Here is a 15,208-nt window from a genome sequence, read left to right as displayed (position 1 = left end):
TTATTCAAGTCCAAAAGCACTTGCACCTAAATCGGCACTGCTTACTATGTTTCTAAATCCAGTAAATAATTCACGACCTGTACCAAACGTTTGGCTTGCTTGGCTAATTTGCGGCTCTCGTTTAGCAAGCTCTTCATCACTTACATACACTTTTAAAATACCATTAGGCGCATCTAAAGTAACAATATCGCCTTCATGGATTTTAGCTATAATGCCACCTTCTACCGCTTCAGGAGCTAAGTGGATTGCCGCTGGTACTTTGCCTGATGCGCCCGACATACGTCCGTCGGTAACAATAGCCACTTTATAGCCCTGATCTTGTAATGTTGCCATTACCGGTGTGAGCTTATGAAGCTCAGGCATGCCTTTGGCTTTTGGCCCTTGCTCTTTAAGAACAGCAATAAAATCTTGGTTTAGTTCGCCACGGCTGTAGGCATCTTGTAACTCACCTTGTGAGCTAAATACTTTAGCCGGTGCCGACACCACTTGATGAGACTCTGCAACCGCAGAAACTTTAATAACCGCTTTACCTAAGTTACCCGTTAGTAGCTGTAAACCACCTTGCTTACTAAATGGGTTACTTACTGGGCGAAGTACTTCTTCATCATGTGAGTTTTCTGGACACGCTACCCACTTAACTTTGCTTGGGCCATTCGCATCACTCATAATTAGGTTGTCGTCTTTATCGAGTAGCGGCTCACACATGTAAGGTGCAAGGCCTTCGCCTAAAATAGTGGTTACGTCTGTATGAAGGTAACCAGCACCTGCTAATTCACGCATTAAGAAGCCCATTCCGCCGGCTGCTTGAAAGTGATTAACATCTGCTGAGCCATTTGGGTAAATACGCGTCAGTAGTGGAACAACCGCTGATAAATCAGACATGTCTTTCCATGTAACTTGAATACCGGCCGCTTTAGCAATCGCCACAATATGGATTGCATGATTGGTTGAGCCACCTGTTGATAACAACCCAACTAAGCCGTTAATTATAGTTTTTTCGCTGACCACATCCGCTAAACACGGGCCATCTTTGTTTTCTGTAAGCTGCTTAAGCATAGTTTCAACCGCATTACCGGTTAAGCCATCACGCAGTTCTGTGTATGGGTTTATAAACGAGCTACCTGGAAGGTGTAAGCCCATAATTTCCATTAGCATTTGGTTTGAATTTGCAGTGCCATAAAATGTACAGGTACCGGCGCTATGGTAAGAAGCGCTTTCCGCCTCTAATAGCTCTTCACGAGATACTAAACCTTGGGCAAACTTCTGACGCACACGTGCTTTGTCTTTGTTTGGAATACCTGACTGCATTGGCCCTGCCGGTAAGAAGTACACAGGTAGGTGGCCAAATGATAAAGCACCAATTAATAGACCTGGGACGATTTTGTCACATACGCCTAAACAAAACACACCATCAAACACGTCATGCGATAACGAAACCGCAGTAGACATAGCAATAACGTCACGAGAAAAAAGCGATAGCTCCATGCCGTCACGACCTTGGGTAACGCCATCACACATTGCAGGTACACCGCCAGCAACTTGCGCGGTCGCGTCAAATTTAGTGGCAATGCTTTTAATTAAATCTGGGTATTCTTTGTAAGGCACATGCGCAGATAACATGTCGTTATATGAATTGATAATTGCAAGGTTTGGCACCTCGTCTGCTTTTAAACGCGCTTTGTCATCGCTGCTACACGCAGCCATTACATGAGCAATATTGCCACAGCCTAATCCAGCACGAACTCTTGTTTGTTTTTTTGCGTGCGAAATACGATCTAAATAGGCTTGACGGGTTTGTTTACTGCGCTCAATAACGCGTTCTGTGACTTCTTGAATTCGAGGGTGCAACATAATTTTACTCATCTCTATTCGTTAGAGGATAAAGGCTCAGTAACAACTATAGACTCCACGAAAATAACTGTACTGAGCATCTTTGACTTACCCGTTCAAAGGTACGCTACCAGGGAGCCTCTCACAACAACCCTGACACCGGTGTCAGCCATTAACGCATGACAATGACACCGGTGTCAACCCTTAGTAATAAAAATAGTTCTTTTTTTTAGCATGTACAATAAATAAACGTGAATTTTTAATGAAATATCAGTGGAAAATATTGAAGATTAAAATGCAGATAAAAAAAAGCCCGAGTAAGCGTCACTCATACTCGGGCTACTGTGAAAAAGCGATGTTATTTTACGGCTGCGGTAGACTCACGCGTGATTAATTTTGCTTCTAAAATCACTTTATAAGGCGACTCTTGCGGCTCAATAATGTGGGTAATTAATTGGGTAACCGCTTGTTTAGTCATTTCTTCTACAGGTTGAGCAATGGTGGTCAGGCCTGGCCATATATGGCGCGCTATGGGCGCATTATCAAAGCCTGCAATAGAAATATCGTCTGGAACGCGTAAGTTGCGCTGAGTGGCTAATTTAAGTACAGCGGCTGCCATGTAATCATTCGATGCAAATACAGCAGTAGGACGTGGAGATAAATCTAAAATACTACGGGCACTGTCTACCCCTGAATGGTAACTAAAGTTACCCTCTTCAACTAAGCGTTCGTTAAATTCAATACCATGGGTTGCCAGTGCGCGTCTGTAGCCTTTAAAACGCTGCTGTGTAGCACTGTGATCTGGGTGACCTTTAATAAACGCGATAGAGGTATGCCCTAGGTTTATTAAATGTTCGGTAATCTCAAATGCGCCCTGCTCGTCATTACTGGTAACAGAAATAGAGTCATCTTCTAAAATAGCAGAAGCCACTCGAGCATAAGGAATTTTTTTCGACTTTAAAAAATCAACCAGTTCTGAAAAGTCACAAAATGGTGGCGTAAGTACTAAACCATCGAGGCGTGATGACTGTAATAATTGCTCTATATTATTAATGAGTGCCTCACCTCTGAGCTCACAAGGGTGAATCAACAAGTTATAGTTGTTTTCTTGGCATGCAGCCAATGCGCCTGTTTGCACCCGAGTAATATAACTTTTACTTGGATTGTCGTATAAGCAACCAATAATAAAACTACGGTTTTGTGCAAGTCCTCGAGCAATCGGGTTTGGGGTGTAATCTAGCTCTTTAAATACCGCTAACACTTTTTCGCGTGTAGCTGCACTGACATTAGGCTCATTATTGAGTACTCGCGATACGGTTTTTTTAGAAACACCTGCATGACTGGCAACGCTGTTTATAGTGACTTTTTTCATCTATTTATTTCCAAATGTATGCAACGTAATTAAACCTGTTGACTCGTATGCAAACACGCGGCAGCACCAATTAAAGGAATGTTGTCTTGTGTTACTAATGTGACCGGGATTTGGCCTGTATATTGCGACATAATGCCCTTTTGCGAAAAGCGCTCAATAAAGCGGCTTTCCAGTAAACGAGCCTGCATTCTTGGTAATATGCCACCGCCAATATAAAGGCCGCCTAAGGCGCCGTAGGCCAACGCTAAATCGCCTGCAACACTGCCAATCCAATCACAAAATTGATTAAGGGTTGCTTCACACACTTCACATTCACCGCTGTTGGCTAAGCTACTAATTTGTGCAGCGTCTAAATTCTTTGCGGCGACCCCTTTAACTGCAGCCATGGCTTTGTACAAATGAGCAATGCCAGGGCCCGAAAATACCGTTTCTACCGATACATGTGGGTGGTCTTTTTTGAGTTCTTGAATAAGTTGAGCGTCGAGTTGATTAACGGCTGCTAAGGAAATATGCCCGCCTTCTGAACTCATCACCGCGCATGAATGTGCGGTTCTAACTAAGCACGCTGCACCAAAACCAGTGCCTGGACCCATTACACCTATATTGGCAGACTCATCCGCTTGACCAGGTTTAACAGTGACATTTTGTGAAGGGTCTAAATACGGTGCTGCGTAGGCAAAAGCAGCAAAGTCATTTATAACGCTTAATTGAGTAAGGTCAAAGTGGTGTTTAAAATCATTAACGCTAAAGTGCCAACCTAAATTAGTTAAGTGAACTTGCCCTGCATTTATAGGGCCTGCTACTGCTAAGCACGCACGTTTAGGATTTATATGAGACACTGTTGATAAGTAGTACTCGGTAGCACTTTCGAGCGATCCATAGTTAGCACTGGGAAACGTAAGGTTATGCTCAATGGTAAATTGATTACTTGATTCGTCGAACCCAGTGATCAACGCAAAACGAGCATTTGTGCCGCCAATATCGGCAACCAGAATAGGATCAAAGTGTGTGCTAGAGTGTAAACCCATAGTGTTATCTCTTTTGTTTAAGTAATGAGTACTTATTATTTTAATGGGGTATCATTGATACTTATTTACTTTGAGCTATCACCTCAAAGCAGCTATCACTGTAAAAAAAGCTACCTTAAATAATAAAGGTAGCTAATACGTTTTGACAACAAAATGATAAAACGCCCCTATTGTGACACCGGTGTCATGTCAAAATCAATAAAAAAATGCCTTTATTGATAAATAAGCTTGAAAAAATCCATCAATAAACGAGAATAGTCTCTTATTGTCCTCTTTAGTAAGTAATAGTGATGAAAGGTAAAGCCACCTCGTTTGATATAGCCCATTATGCTGGGGTGTCTCAATCTACAGTTTCTCGTGCTTTACGAAATAGTCCACTGGTAAATGACGAAACACGAAGACGTGTTCACGATATTGCTAAAAAACTTAATTACAAAGTAGACAAAAACGCCAGTAACCTTCGCACTCAACAAAGCAGTACTTTAGCATTATTGTTGTTTGAAGACCCTACCTCAGATGAGTCACAAATCAATCCGTTTTTTTTAGCCATGCTGGGCAGTATTACTCGTGCCTGCGCTAAAGAGGGTTACGATTTACTCGTGTCATTTCAATCGGCAAGTGCTGATTGGCAGGCAGATTACGAAGACAGTCACCGTGCAGATGGCATCATTTTATTGGGTTATGGCGACTACATTGATTTTCAGCCAAAATTTAACACCTTGCTTGAACAAAACACCAAGTTTGTTTGCTGGGGAGCAAGTGTTGATAACCGCCCTGATTTAACCATAAGTTGTGATAATTATGGCGGCGGTAAACTCGCCGCTGAGCATTTGTTGGCACATAGCCGCAAAGACTGCGCGTTTATAGGCGATGCCTCTGATCATAGCCCTGAATTTTTTGCCCGTTTCAATGGTTTTAAAGACGCGTTACAACAAAATGGTATTACACTTAATGATCGTAAAATTGCTAACGCTATTTCTACTGAAGAGTCTGGCTATCATGCCACGCGTTCGTTAATTGCTAATAACATTACCTTTAATGCACTTTTTGCTGCCAGCGACCTTATTGCAATAGGCGCAATACGGGCTTTAAAAGAAGCCAATATAAACGTGCCAAAAGATGTAGCCGTAATCGGCTTTGATAATATATCTATTGCCAGTTACATAAATCCGCCGCTGACAACCATAGAGCAAAACACCACTATAGCGGGGCAAATGTTAGTTGAAAACTTACTCAAATTAATTCGTGGTGAGCAAGTACAAAGCACCCTGCTGCCTCCGCGTTTAATTGCACGTGGGTCGAGCTAACACTGCTTTTAAAAACTAGCAAAAAAAAGGCAATAACACCCTGTCACCCTTAAATTTATTCAGGCTTTATTGCGTTTTTACGGTCATTTGTCCTTTTTGTTTTTAACACTAAAGCAAGTGGTTTCTTTGCATTAACAGGCTATTCACACCTTGCTATAACATTAGTTTTATTAATCTGAAAGTGGCTGTTTTTAATGTAATTTTTCACTCGTCAATACACTATTTTATCTCTACAATCGCACTTTTATTTTCATGTTAAATTTTCAAGTGATCATCTCATGCTTTTAACCATCGTTTATATTATGGGTATTACAGCAGAAGCCATGACTGGTGCTCTTAGCGCTGGACGCAGAAACATGGATTGGTTTGGTGTTATGTTAGTGGCCAGTGCTACAGCAATTGGTGGTGGCAGCGTGCGAGATATTTTATTAGGTAATTACCCACTGACTTGGGTAAAACACCCAGAATATTTAATGATCACTTGCCTAGCCGGTATTGTGACTACTTGGTTGGCAAAATGGGTGGTTAAATTTAAAGGCATATTTATGCGCCTAGATGCCCTAGGGCTTGCCGCATTTAGTATAATTGGCTGCCAAGTTGGGCTAAATATGGGTTTGCACTATGGAATTTGTGTAGTTGCAGCCATAGTAACCGGTGTATTTGGTGGGTTGTTACGTGATTTAATTTGTCGACAAGCGCCATTAGTACTTCATCATGAACTTTACGCAAGCGTAGCGCTTATTGTTGCTTGTTTATACTTAGCACTGCACCACTACAACATTGATGACAATATCAGCGTGGTTGCAAGTTTAGTGGTAGGTTATTTAATTCGAATGGCATCGGTACACTTTAAATGGCGCTTACCTACATTTAGTTTGTTAGAACCCTCTAACTTAAATAATGAGCAATAACAACAGCGGTTAATGCCCACCTCCACTAGCGCTTTTAAAGAGCCCTATTACTTTGCGGGCTAATAAACTGGCCACAAAAAATAACCCCAAAGCAAAACACAGCATACTCAAAGGCAAAAATAAGCTTTCATGCAATACACCGTTATTATCAACGTATTGATAATAACTATTCTCTACAAGCATAAAAATAGCGCCTGTTAGTAACAAGCAAAAACCAAGCATCAATGTTTTATTAGTAAGTAAGTGCATAGTATGACCCGTGGTGACTCTTATAAAATAGTGTTTTATCTTTGTATCATCACACAGTCATTTAGAGTGACTGAACAAAGAATTAAGTTACCATTACAAACGCCTAAAATTGGGGCAATTAGCTTTTAAGCGATACGTTTAGACATATAGTAAAAATGGTCGTCATCTTTATCTATAATAAATCCCGTTCGAGCATAATGCGGGTACGCTGGGCTTATTTTAAAACGCGAAGCCTAAGTTGTATAGCACCTCGGAGCACGGCTAAACGAGAACACTCATTAATTGCTGCTGCACGGCAAAGGTAAATAAAAGAATAATCCATATAATTATTAGCAAGTTATTTGCAAGCGTCAATCTAACCGCCCCTATAATTGAATACATTTCCCAATTAACGAGCAATGTAATAACGATCAGAAAAGAAATAACTCTTTGTCCATACTTGTATACTAAATCTTGCATATCAACCTTACTACCTAAATTAAAAACACCCAACAACAGCTACTTTAATATATCTTTTATTTACTTTCGAATTTCGCTCAGTGAAGTGGGTCTAAAATTTGAGTTCGTTGTATTAGGTACAACTGATACCCGCTCTGCCTTATTTATTGAGAACTTAAACAAATCTAAATCTTGTGTTTGCTGTACTACACCTGAAACAAAATACGGTATTTTTGAGTTTAAGTTTTCAACTTTGCCTAGATTATCGTTTAATTCTGATTCTTGAAAATAAGTCGCTGCCGATAAATTTGCATCAAACGGATAAACATCCTGTTCATTAGGCACGCCATCGCCGTATTCGTCTTTATTTTGCCATGTGCCTACCTGGGTAGTTGGCTGAATAGTTTTTGCGCGTAATGGTGTTGTGTATGTTAGCGAGCAAAAAGTGCAGCTCATACTCAATAGTGAGAGATAAAAAAGGGGTATTTACAAGAATCCATCCTTGTTTGGTTAGTCCATAGTTATGATAATAAAGTTTAACTATTTAATTACATAATTCAAACTACCTTAAATGTATAGCTTCGAAAAAAGCATCACTCACGTGATGCTTTTTTATGGTCTATATTATTTTACCTAAATAGTACATCTTCACGGTTAAACCATTTCACACAAAATGCCAGTAGTGCCCCAGCGATGAATGCTGTTGCTAGGAATATCAATCCCACCAGCGTGTAATCGACGGTGCCTTTAACAATTTCTTTAATCGCTAAAGCGACGTTAGTTACCGGAATAAACGCCGTTTTCGAGCTCAGTTCCATATTAGGCATAATTGAAATAATAATCGGGAAAAACACGACCATGCTTAATGGCGTCATGTAATTTTGCGCTTCTTTAAACGAGCGTGCATAGATTGATATTGCCAGAGCTAATGCAGAAAAGGTTGCTGCTATAGGCAATAATAATACAAAAATCATCAGTAAGTCTGTGATAGCCAATGTACTAAAAGCGGCTTTAATAAATTCAAGATCAGCAAATGCCAGCGCTAAGGCTATCCAACACCCCATACTAATTACGGTTATAGTGGTTGATGCAATTGACGTGGTTAATAGAGTAATAAATTTACCCAATACTAGCTCAGTACGAGTAATAGGCGTAAGTAATAACGTTTCTAAGGTACCTCGTTCTTTTTCACCGGCCCCTAAATCAATAGCCGGATACGTTGCGCCTACCAGTACTAACGGGATAAGTAAATAAGGTAAAAACCCACCCACTTTTTCACCTAGGTTTTCGCGTTTATCGGCAGTATCTACTTTAACCACATTAACTGGCTTTAAAATAGCTTCTTGTGCGTTTTTATCTATACCAAAGCTCAATAGTTTACTTTCTTGTAAAGTATCGCTGTACTCTTTAGCAAGCTCTTTGACACGCTCAAATAAGAAGTTAATTGATTTTGAGTCATTAAATACAACTTGCCATTCGCTTTGCTGTTGCTCATTTAATGTTTGCACTGCATCGCTTGGCAGGTATATACCCATGTCGATATCGCCGGCATTAACACCTGTTTTTAGCTCCTCAACACTGTTGAAAGTTTTATCACCTTTATATAACTCAAAGCTTTTGTGATAAAACACTTTATCAGAAAATTCTGGTGCATAGTCGCCATTGATAATCACATAGGTATTTACTTTTTGTTCAGCATCAAGCGCAGCTTGCGAGGATATAAACGCAACCACAGCAAATAACAACGGAAAAACCACAATAGGAAATATCACCACGAACAATAAGGTTTTTTTATCGCGTAGTAGCTCTGTTAATTCCTTTTTAAATACTTCAAACATCATGTTTCTCCGTTAATATGTTCATAAACGCTTGATTTAATTCTTCACTGTTGCCTTCCTGTTTAAATTCAGCAAGCGTGCCATCAAAACAACTAACGCCTTCATTAATTACCGCAACGCGGTCACATAAAAGCGCAACTTCATCTAAATGATGCGTAGAAAAAATAACAGGAGTACCTTGTGCTTTTAAGCCTTTAATAAAGTTGATCACCGTTTGGGTGGTCATAATATCGAGACCGGTAGTTGGCTCATCGAGAATAACAACGTCTGGGTGATGTACCACAGCACGCGCAATGTTGGCTTTTTGCTTCATGCCGGTTGATAGGTTCTCAGCGCGCTTATCAATAAATTTATGCATATCGAGTAAGGTAAATAACTCTTCACAGCGTGCCTTAATAGCCTGCTTGCTCATGCCGTGCAGTTTTGCAAAATACTCTATGTTTTCTTTTACCGTTAAACGACCATATAAACCAGTAGAGCCGGATAAAAAACCAATACACTTGCGCCCAATGAGTGGCTTTTTAATTATGTCGTTTCCTGCAATAGTAATACTGCCATCATCAGGTTTTAAAGCGGTAGAGATCATTCTTAATGTCGTGGTTTTGCCCGCACCATTAGGCCCTAACAGCCCTAAGACTTCGCCTTTTGCACAGCTAAAGCTGACATTTTTAACCGAGTGAAAATAATCTTTATCTTCACGGGGGTCTATATCATCTATTTTATTTTTTTTATGATCTTTAGTGAGCTTAAATTTCTTTTTAAGCGCGGTAACTTCTATCATTTTCGTGTCCTTCGTTTCGGTCTAAAATAGTCCGTGTTATCGTAAAATGATGGATTGTTATTCTCATCACACCAACCAGGAACACCTAATAAAGGTAAAGGTGAAAGCTGTTTGTTATCGGCTAAACAATCATCAGTTTTAATCATCTCATAAAGGCGCTGATCTAGGTACTGGTATTTAGTTACTAAATCTTTACAAAATATTTCATCCGGTACATTTACAAATAAGGCTTTGCCAGTCAGTCCAATATAAGGTTTAGTCAACATTTCGTAGTTAGCATGGCCAAACATGAAAGGCGCTATGGTTTTACCCCACAGCTCTCTATGTTCGATGAAGGCTGTTTTCCATTGATGATCTCTTAACCACTCTTTCCACTGTGATTCGCTAATAGCTAAAACCACACCGCATTCGTCAAACAGGGTTAAAGCGTTACGATGTTTGCTACGCTGTTTTAATCCATGCTCGGCTATTTCGTCTACATGGCGCTGATTTATTAAGGCTTTTGTTTTTGGAAATAAACACCAAATAAAACCACCAAACAGATCATGCCAGTTTTGTTGTCGGGTGGGCACGTCCCCTGTTTCAAAAATGACTTGTTCATAATAGCGCTCAGCAAAATCAACCTTGGCATCATCGACCAAACGAATGGGGAGATTATTAGCATTGATGGCGTTTAAATACGGGGTAAAGTACGCAGGCTCAGGCCAGTCTATTTGCTGATCTATTTTAAACAGCTGCCGAAGGTGCTCAAATGCACCTCCATTTAGACTCGTTACTTGAAATTGTTCTGGGGGAGTAAAACGCTTCATTGTTACCTTTACTGTACATTTTTATCAGCAACAGTTTACCGCAAAAACTGGTTCTAATTAACAGAAGTTCATATACTAACGCCACTTAGAACAAAAAAAGAGCCAATATGAAACGTTATTTTTCTTTGACCCTAATAACAACGGCAATTTTAGCCGGCTGTGCAACAACAAGTATCACCTCTGATGATGTCGCTAAAGGCTACAACAGCATTCAAGCGGATGAAATTGCTAAGCATGTAAAAGTGTTAGCTTCTGATGAATTTGGTGGACGTGCTCCTTCATCTGAAGGTGAAAAGCTTACGCTTGATTACTTAACAAAAGAATTTACTGCTTTAGGCTTTGAGCCGGGTAATGGCGACAGCTTTTTCCAAGAAGTGCCGCTTGTATCGTTAGAAGCTGACTCTGATATGGTGCTTAATATTGGCGGTAAAGACTACCAATACAAAAAAGACATGGTTATGGGCAGCAGCCGTATTAGTGCGCAAGAAGGAATTGAAAACTCGGAGCTTGTATTTGTGGGCTACGGTGTTAACGCACCTGAATATAACTGGAATGATTACGAAGGCCTAGATGTTAAAGGTAAAACCGTTGTTATGCTGGTAAACGATCCGGGTTTTGCAACTAAAGATCCTGCTTTATTCACCGGCGATGCAATGACCTATTACGGGCGTTGGACTTACAAATACGAAGAAGCAAGCCGTCAAGGCGCTGCAGGCGCTATTATTATTCATGAAACTGCTCCAGCGTCTTACCCTTGGTCTGTGGTTGAGAACTCATGGAGTGGCGAACAATTTGGTTTCGTAAAAGAAAACAATAATATGGACCGTGTTGCTGTTGAAGGTTGGGTTACTGTTGATGTAGCAAAAGAGCTTTTTTCTAAAGCAGGCCTTGATTTTGAAACCGCCAAAGCAAACGCCGCCAAAGGTGCTTACCATGTTGATATGGGCGATTTAACAGCCACTGTGAATGTAAAAAACACCATCAAAAAATCGGTATCTTATAACTTTATTGCCACTCTTCCTGGTAGTAAAACACCCGATGAGCATATTATTTACTCTGCGCATTGGGATCATTTAGGAACGGATAAAAACCGTAAAGGCGATCAAATTTATAACGGCGCACACGATAACGCAACAGGTACAGCCGGTATGATAGAAGTTGCCGAAGCCTTTACCAAACTAGGTAAACGCCCTGACCGTTCAATGACCTTTTTAGCGGTAACCGCTGAAGAGCAAGGTTTATTAGGCTCGAAATATTATGCTGCGAATCCAGTTATTCCAGCTAATAAAACCGTTGCAAATATTAATATGGACAGCTTAAACCTATTAGGTAAAGTAAAAGATATTAGTGTGGTGGGTATTGGTAAATCACAAATGGATGAGCTGTTAGCAACTGCGGCCAAAGAGCAAGGCAGAACAGTATCGGGCGACCCTAAACCATCTTCAGGTGGTTACTACCGCTCAGATCACTTTGCCTTTGCTAATATGGGTGTTCCTGCCATGTATGCCGGTGGCGGTACACAAGCGTTTGACGATGAAACTGCAAATTACCGTAAGCGTATGAGCTTAGTACTGCGTGGTTGTTACCACCAACCTTGTGATAGATACCGTGATGAGTGGGATTTATCAGGTGCGGTTCAAGATTTACAATTATTTTATAAAGTAGGGTTTGATATTTCACAACAAACTCAGTGGCCTACGTGGAATGAAAACTCAGAGTTTCAACGTAAAAAGTAACTACTGCGCCAACATGTAAATGATATTGATTATCATTTAATAAAATAGTACAGTGCGATCTCATTCTTTAGTTAGGTCGTACTGTATGTTTTTAACATCTCATTTAGGAGTTATTTCGCCAGCTGCAAAACGTGTTTTTCATCAAAATAAACGCCTAATTTTACCGCTGTTAATTTTAGCCTGTTTAGCCCTGTCCAGCTTACGCGCCATAACAATTACTGCGCTCAGTGATGCTTTTTTTCAAGTCAGTGTGTTTGTTGTTGCGACCTTATTTATTTACTACTACGCAATTGATCATTTACCCCAACTAGAGCTTCGTTACCTAAATGCTAAGTCACCGGTATTAGAGGTCAGCTTTGCTGCTTTTTTAGGTATGTTACCAGGCTGTGGTGGCGCGATTATTGTAGTGACTCAATTTACAAAAGGCCAAGCTAGCTTTGGCGCAATTGTTGCTGTATTAACGGCCACTATGGGTGATGCCGCGTTTTTATTATTAGCGACTCGCCCTACCGAGGGTTTAACCATCATGACAATAGGGTTTGTGGTTGGCTCAGTAACGGGTTTAATCGTCAACACACTTCATAAAACAGGCTACTTATGCCCAACTGATCAAAAGCACACACCACAAGTTACCCTTTTACCGACGAAAATAATTACGCTCAGTAAGCCTATTTGGTACATCGCTATTATTCCGGGGTTACTCATTGCCTTTTTACTCGCTTTTAATATTGATTTGAGCCAATTTGGACAGTACACCACAATCACTGTTACTCATTTTGGCGCATTAATGGCGTTGTTTGTCGTATTTATGTGGGCGTTATCTTCAAAAGGTGAAAGCTATAAAGAAGTAACCTCAGAAGAGGATATATGCAGTCCACCTTCACAATTCACAAAAGTACTGCAAGATACGCATTTTGTAACCGCGTGGGTGGTTGCTTCCTTTATATTATTTGAACTATTGGTGACAGTGTTTGGTCTTGATTTAAAAACATGGTTTGTAAATTATGCCTATTTAGCACCTTTAATTGCGGTATTAATTGGTTTTTTACCCGGTTGTGGGCCGCAAATCATTGTGACCACGTTATACATTCAAGGTGTGATACCGTTTAGTGCTTTAGCAGCAAACGCCATTTCCAACGATGGCGATGCGCTTTTCCCAGCCATTGCAATGACACCCAAAGCGGCTATTATTGCTACAATTTATACCGCCATACCGGCATTAATGGTTGGTTATGGCCTGTATTTTCTGAGCTAAATCAGTCTAGCTTTTATTTATTAAGTTATTAAAAAACCAGCTAGTTGCTGGTTTTTTAATTTATAAATGAATATGAAGACTTAGCGCATTGCCATCACCATTTTAGCTGGCTGCTCTAAGTATTCTTTCCATAAATTATTAAAGCGCGCGATAGTGCCGCCATCAATTACGCGGTGATCCCCTGACCAACTTACTTGCATAATTGCACGCGATACCACTTGCCCTTGCTCGTCAAAGCGCGGAAGGTGCTGTAATTTACCTAAGGCAACAATCGCCACTTCTGGCTTATTAATAATTGGCGTAGCTATAGTGCCACCAATCGCACCAATATTGGAAATACTAATAGTACCGCCTTTTAAATCATCTGGTGCTACGCGGCCTTCTCGAGCTGAGTCAGTTAATTGCGTTAAATTATTAGCTACCTCTACAATACTTTTAGTTTGGCAGGCTTTAATATTTGGTACTAATAAGCCCACTTTAGAATCCACTGCAACCCCAATATTGTGATCATCGTAGTAGGTAATTTCACTGCAATCATCGTTTACTTTTGAGTTAAGTACCGGGAATTCAGTCATTGCCAAGGATAACGCCTTAATAAAAAACGGCATCATCGTAAGTTTAACGCCCTGTGCTTTATATTGCTCTTTAAGATCAGTTCGAAGTGCAATTAAAGCAGTTAAGTCAATTTCATCACTGTAGGTAAAATGTGGAATAGTAGAAACCGACGCCACCATTTGTTTTGCCATGGCCGCTTTAATCCCTTTAATTGCTTCTGTTCGCGTTCCACCCGAACTAGTTGCGTGTCCAGTACTACGAGTGCTTTTACTCTGAGTCGTTTGTGGCTTGTTAAGCTCAGAGGTATCCATGCCAGATGGCACTTCATTTTTTATAAACGCTTCAATATCTTCTTTATAAATACGGCCATTTTTACCACTACCTGGTACGCAGGTTAAATCAACGTCAAGCTCACGCGCTTTACGCCTAACCGCCGGTGATGCAACCGCTTTTTCGTTAACTATAGCAGTTTGCGTTTGCTTAGCGGGTAAGTCTGACGTTGCGTTACTTTGTGCTTTTACAACAGCTTGGTTAACATCAACATCTTCTTTTGCTGCTTGCCCTGCAATCGTCATTTGAAATAGTGGGCTATGCACCTTTGCAATTTCACCTTTTTGATAATACAGCTTTTGCACTGTACCTGTGTATTTAGCCGGTATTTGTACTAGCGCTTTATCGGTCATTACATCACAAACGGCTTGATCTTCTTCTATTTCATCGCCCTCTGCCACTAACCATTCAACAATTTCACACTCAACAATACCCTCACCAATGTCGGGTAAAATAAAGTCTTCTAAGTGTTCACGAGCACTTGTTGGTGAAGAAGATGTTTCAGCCTCTTCACTAGGCGCTTCTCCAGCCACATCCATTGCAAATAACGGCGCATGTACTTTAGCAATATCGCCTTTTTTACAATGCAGCTTAGTGATCACCCCATCGTGTGCCGCTGGAATTTGCACTAAGGCTTTATCTGTCATCACATCACAAATAGGCTGATCTTCTTTTACAGTGTCGCCCTCTTGTACCAGCCATTCGACTACTTCGCATTCAACTATGCCTTCACCAATGTCGGGTAATATAAAATCTTTAGCCATGGAAA

13 protein-coding genes are annotated in these 15,208 nt (G+C 40.5%); 4 read left to right on the top strand and 9 right to left on the bottom strand.

The features are described 5' to 3' along the window. The 3 genes from edd to glk all read right to left on the bottom strand — a co-directional run bounded on the left by edd (position 1) and on the right by glk (position 4,230). A complete protein-coding gene (edd, locus tag MTN97_RS05300) occupies positions 1-1,851 on the bottom strand; it encodes a phosphogluconate dehydratase (protein WP_248473884.1) in 1,851 nt (616 codons plus the stop codon). Between the two features lie 337 nt (positions 1,852-2,188). Continuing rightward, positions 2,189-3,202: a LacI family DNA-binding transcriptional regulator gene (locus MTN97_RS05295; RefSeq protein WP_036982647.1), complete on the bottom strand. Its 1,014-nt coding sequence runs from the start codon at positions 3,200-3,202 to the stop codon at positions 2,189-2,191. A gap of 29 nt (positions 3,203-3,231) precedes the next feature. After that, positions 3,232-4,230, bottom strand: coding sequence for a glucokinase (gene glk / locus MTN97_RS05290; RefSeq protein ID WP_214552710.1), 999 nt, complete (start codon positions 4,228-4,230; stop codon positions 3,232-3,234). A 290-nt stretch (positions 4,231-4,520) separates the two neighbouring features. On the opposite strand from glk, the gene MTN97_RS05285 reads away from it, so the two are divergent. Both MTN97_RS05285 and MTN97_RS05280 read left to right on the top strand, forming a co-directional pair. Further along, on the top strand, positions 4,521-5,537 hold the full coding sequence (locus MTN97_RS05285; RefSeq protein WP_036982644.1) for a LacI family DNA-binding transcriptional regulator: 1,017 nt from the start codon (positions 4,521-4,523) through the stop codon (positions 5,535-5,537). Positions 5,538-5,815: 278 nt separating this feature from the next. Continuing rightward, the gene (locus MTN97_RS05280) at positions 5,816-6,448 is read left to right on the top strand and encodes a trimeric intracellular cation channel family protein (RefSeq protein ID WP_248473839.1); all 633 of its coding nucleotides are present in this window, start codon (positions 5,816-5,818) and stop codon (positions 6,446-6,448) included. A gap of 9 nt (positions 6,449-6,457) precedes the next feature. On the opposite strand, the gene MTN97_RS05275 is transcribed toward MTN97_RS05280, so the two are convergent. From MTN97_RS05275 to MTN97_RS05255, 5 genes are all read right to left on the bottom strand, one after another. Then, entirely contained in the window at positions 6,458-6,697 is a 240-nt protein-coding gene (locus tag MTN97_RS05275) for a DUF3955 domain-containing protein (protein ID WP_248473838.1), read from the bottom strand. A 519-nt stretch (positions 6,698-7,216) separates the two neighbouring features. Beyond that, positions 7,217-7,591 carry a hypothetical protein gene (locus tag MTN97_RS05270; protein ID WP_248473837.1) on the bottom strand — a complete coding sequence of 125 codons (375 nt, stop codon included), beginning with the start codon at positions 7,589-7,591 and terminating at the stop codon, positions 7,217-7,219. 173 nt (positions 7,592-7,764) lie between these two features. After that, positions 7,765-8,973 carry an ABC transporter permease gene (locus tag MTN97_RS05265; RefSeq protein WP_248473883.1) on the bottom strand — a complete coding sequence of 403 codons (1,209 nt, stop codon included), beginning with the start codon at positions 8,971-8,973 and terminating at the stop codon, positions 7,765-7,767. After that, positions 8,966-9,754: an ABC transporter ATP-binding protein gene (locus MTN97_RS05260; protein ID WP_036982630.1), complete on the bottom strand. Its 789-nt coding sequence runs from the start codon at positions 9,752-9,754 to the stop codon at positions 8,966-8,968. The genes MTN97_RS05265 and MTN97_RS05260 overlap by 8 nt, the downstream gene beginning before the upstream one ends. Further along, complete coding sequence (locus tag MTN97_RS05255) at positions 9,751-10,563, bottom strand: DUF3025 domain-containing protein (RefSeq protein WP_036982628.1); 813 nt, start codon at positions 10,561-10,563, stop codon at positions 9,751-9,753. The genes MTN97_RS05260 and MTN97_RS05255 overlap by 4 nt, the downstream gene beginning before the upstream one ends. 107 nt (positions 10,564-10,670) lie before the next feature. Between MTN97_RS05255 and MTN97_RS05250 the strand changes: the two genes are divergently transcribed. Together MTN97_RS05250 and MTN97_RS05245 are read left to right on the top strand one after the other, a co-directional pair. Beyond that, positions 10,671-12,299 (top strand): M28 family metallopeptidase, encoded by a 1,629-nt coding sequence (locus MTN97_RS05250; protein WP_024603030.1) that lies wholly within the window; start codon positions 10,671-10,673, stop codon positions 12,297-12,299. A gap of 85 nt (positions 12,300-12,384) precedes the next feature. Then, complete coding sequence (locus tag MTN97_RS05245; RefSeq protein WP_248473836.1) at positions 12,385-13,554, top strand: putative manganese transporter; 1,170 nt, start codon at positions 12,385-12,387, stop codon at positions 13,552-13,554. A gap of 80 nt (positions 13,555-13,634) precedes the next feature. Here the strand turns inward: MTN97_RS05245 and MTN97_RS05240 are convergent, their stop codons facing one another. After that, a complete protein-coding gene (locus MTN97_RS05240) occupies positions 13,635-15,203 on the bottom strand; it encodes a dihydrolipoyllysine-residue acetyltransferase (protein WP_248473835.1) in 1,569 nt (522 codons plus the stop codon). Positions 15,204-15,208 lie beyond the last annotated feature (5 nt).

The sequence above is a fragment of the Pseudoalteromonas sp. 2CM36K genome (assembly GCF_023161865.1).
Classification (GTDB): Bacteria; Pseudomonadota; Gammaproteobacteria; order Enterobacterales; family Alteromonadaceae; genus Pseudoalteromonas; species Pseudoalteromonas tetraodonis.
The sequence above is the reverse complement of the archived record's forward strand: the minus strand, read 5'-3'. Positions and strand labels throughout refer to the sequence as shown.

What these genes read in the sequence shown, in the direction of transcription:
- edd (WP_248473884.1), bottom strand. Translation starts at nt 1,851, where the DNA reads ATGTTGCACCCTCGAATTCAAGAAGTCACAGAACGCGTTATTGAGCGC.
- MTN97_RS05295 (WP_036982647.1), bottom strand. Translation starts at nt 3,202, where the DNA reads ATGAAAAAAGTCACTATAAACAGCGTTGCCAGTCATGCAGGTGTTTCT.
- glk (WP_214552710.1), bottom strand. Translation starts at nt 4,230, where the DNA reads ATGGGTTTACACTCTAGCACACACTTTGATCCTATTCTGGTTGCCGAT.
- MTN97_RS05285 (WP_036982644.1), top strand. Translation starts at nt 4,521, where the DNA reads ATGAAAGGTAAAGCCACCTCGTTTGATATAGCCCATTATGCTGGGGTG.
- MTN97_RS05280 (WP_248473839.1), top strand. Translation starts at nt 5,816, where the DNA reads ATGCTTTTAACCATCGTTTATATTATGGGTATTACAGCAGAAGCCATG.
- MTN97_RS05275 (WP_248473838.1), bottom strand. Translation starts at nt 6,697, where the DNA reads ATGCACTTACTTACTAATAAAACATTGATGCTTGGTTTTTGCTTGTTA.
- MTN97_RS05270 (WP_248473837.1), bottom strand. Translation starts at nt 7,591, where the DNA reads ATGAGCTGCACTTTTTGCTCGCTAACATACACAACACCATTACGCGCA.
- MTN97_RS05265 (WP_248473883.1), bottom strand. Translation starts at nt 8,973, where the DNA reads ATGTTTGAAGTATTTAAAAAGGAATTAACAGAGCTACTACGCGATAAA.
- MTN97_RS05260 (WP_036982630.1), bottom strand. Translation starts at nt 9,754, where the DNA reads ATGATAGAAGTTACCGCGCTTAAAAAGAAATTTAAGCTCACTAAAGAT.
- MTN97_RS05255 (WP_036982628.1), bottom strand. Translation starts at nt 10,563, where the DNA reads ATGAAGCGTTTTACTCCCCCAGAACAATTTCAAGTAACGAGTCTAAAT.
- MTN97_RS05250 (WP_024603030.1), top strand. Translation starts at nt 10,671, where the DNA reads ATGAAACGTTATTTTTCTTTGACCCTAATAACAACGGCAATTTTAGCC.
- MTN97_RS05245 (WP_248473836.1), top strand. Translation starts at nt 12,385, where the DNA reads ATGTTTTTAACATCTCATTTAGGAGTTATTTCGCCAGCTGCAAAACGT.
- MTN97_RS05240 (WP_248473835.1), bottom strand. Translation starts at nt 15,203, where the DNA reads ATGGCTAAAGATTTTATATTACCCGACATTGGTGAAGGCATAGTTGAA.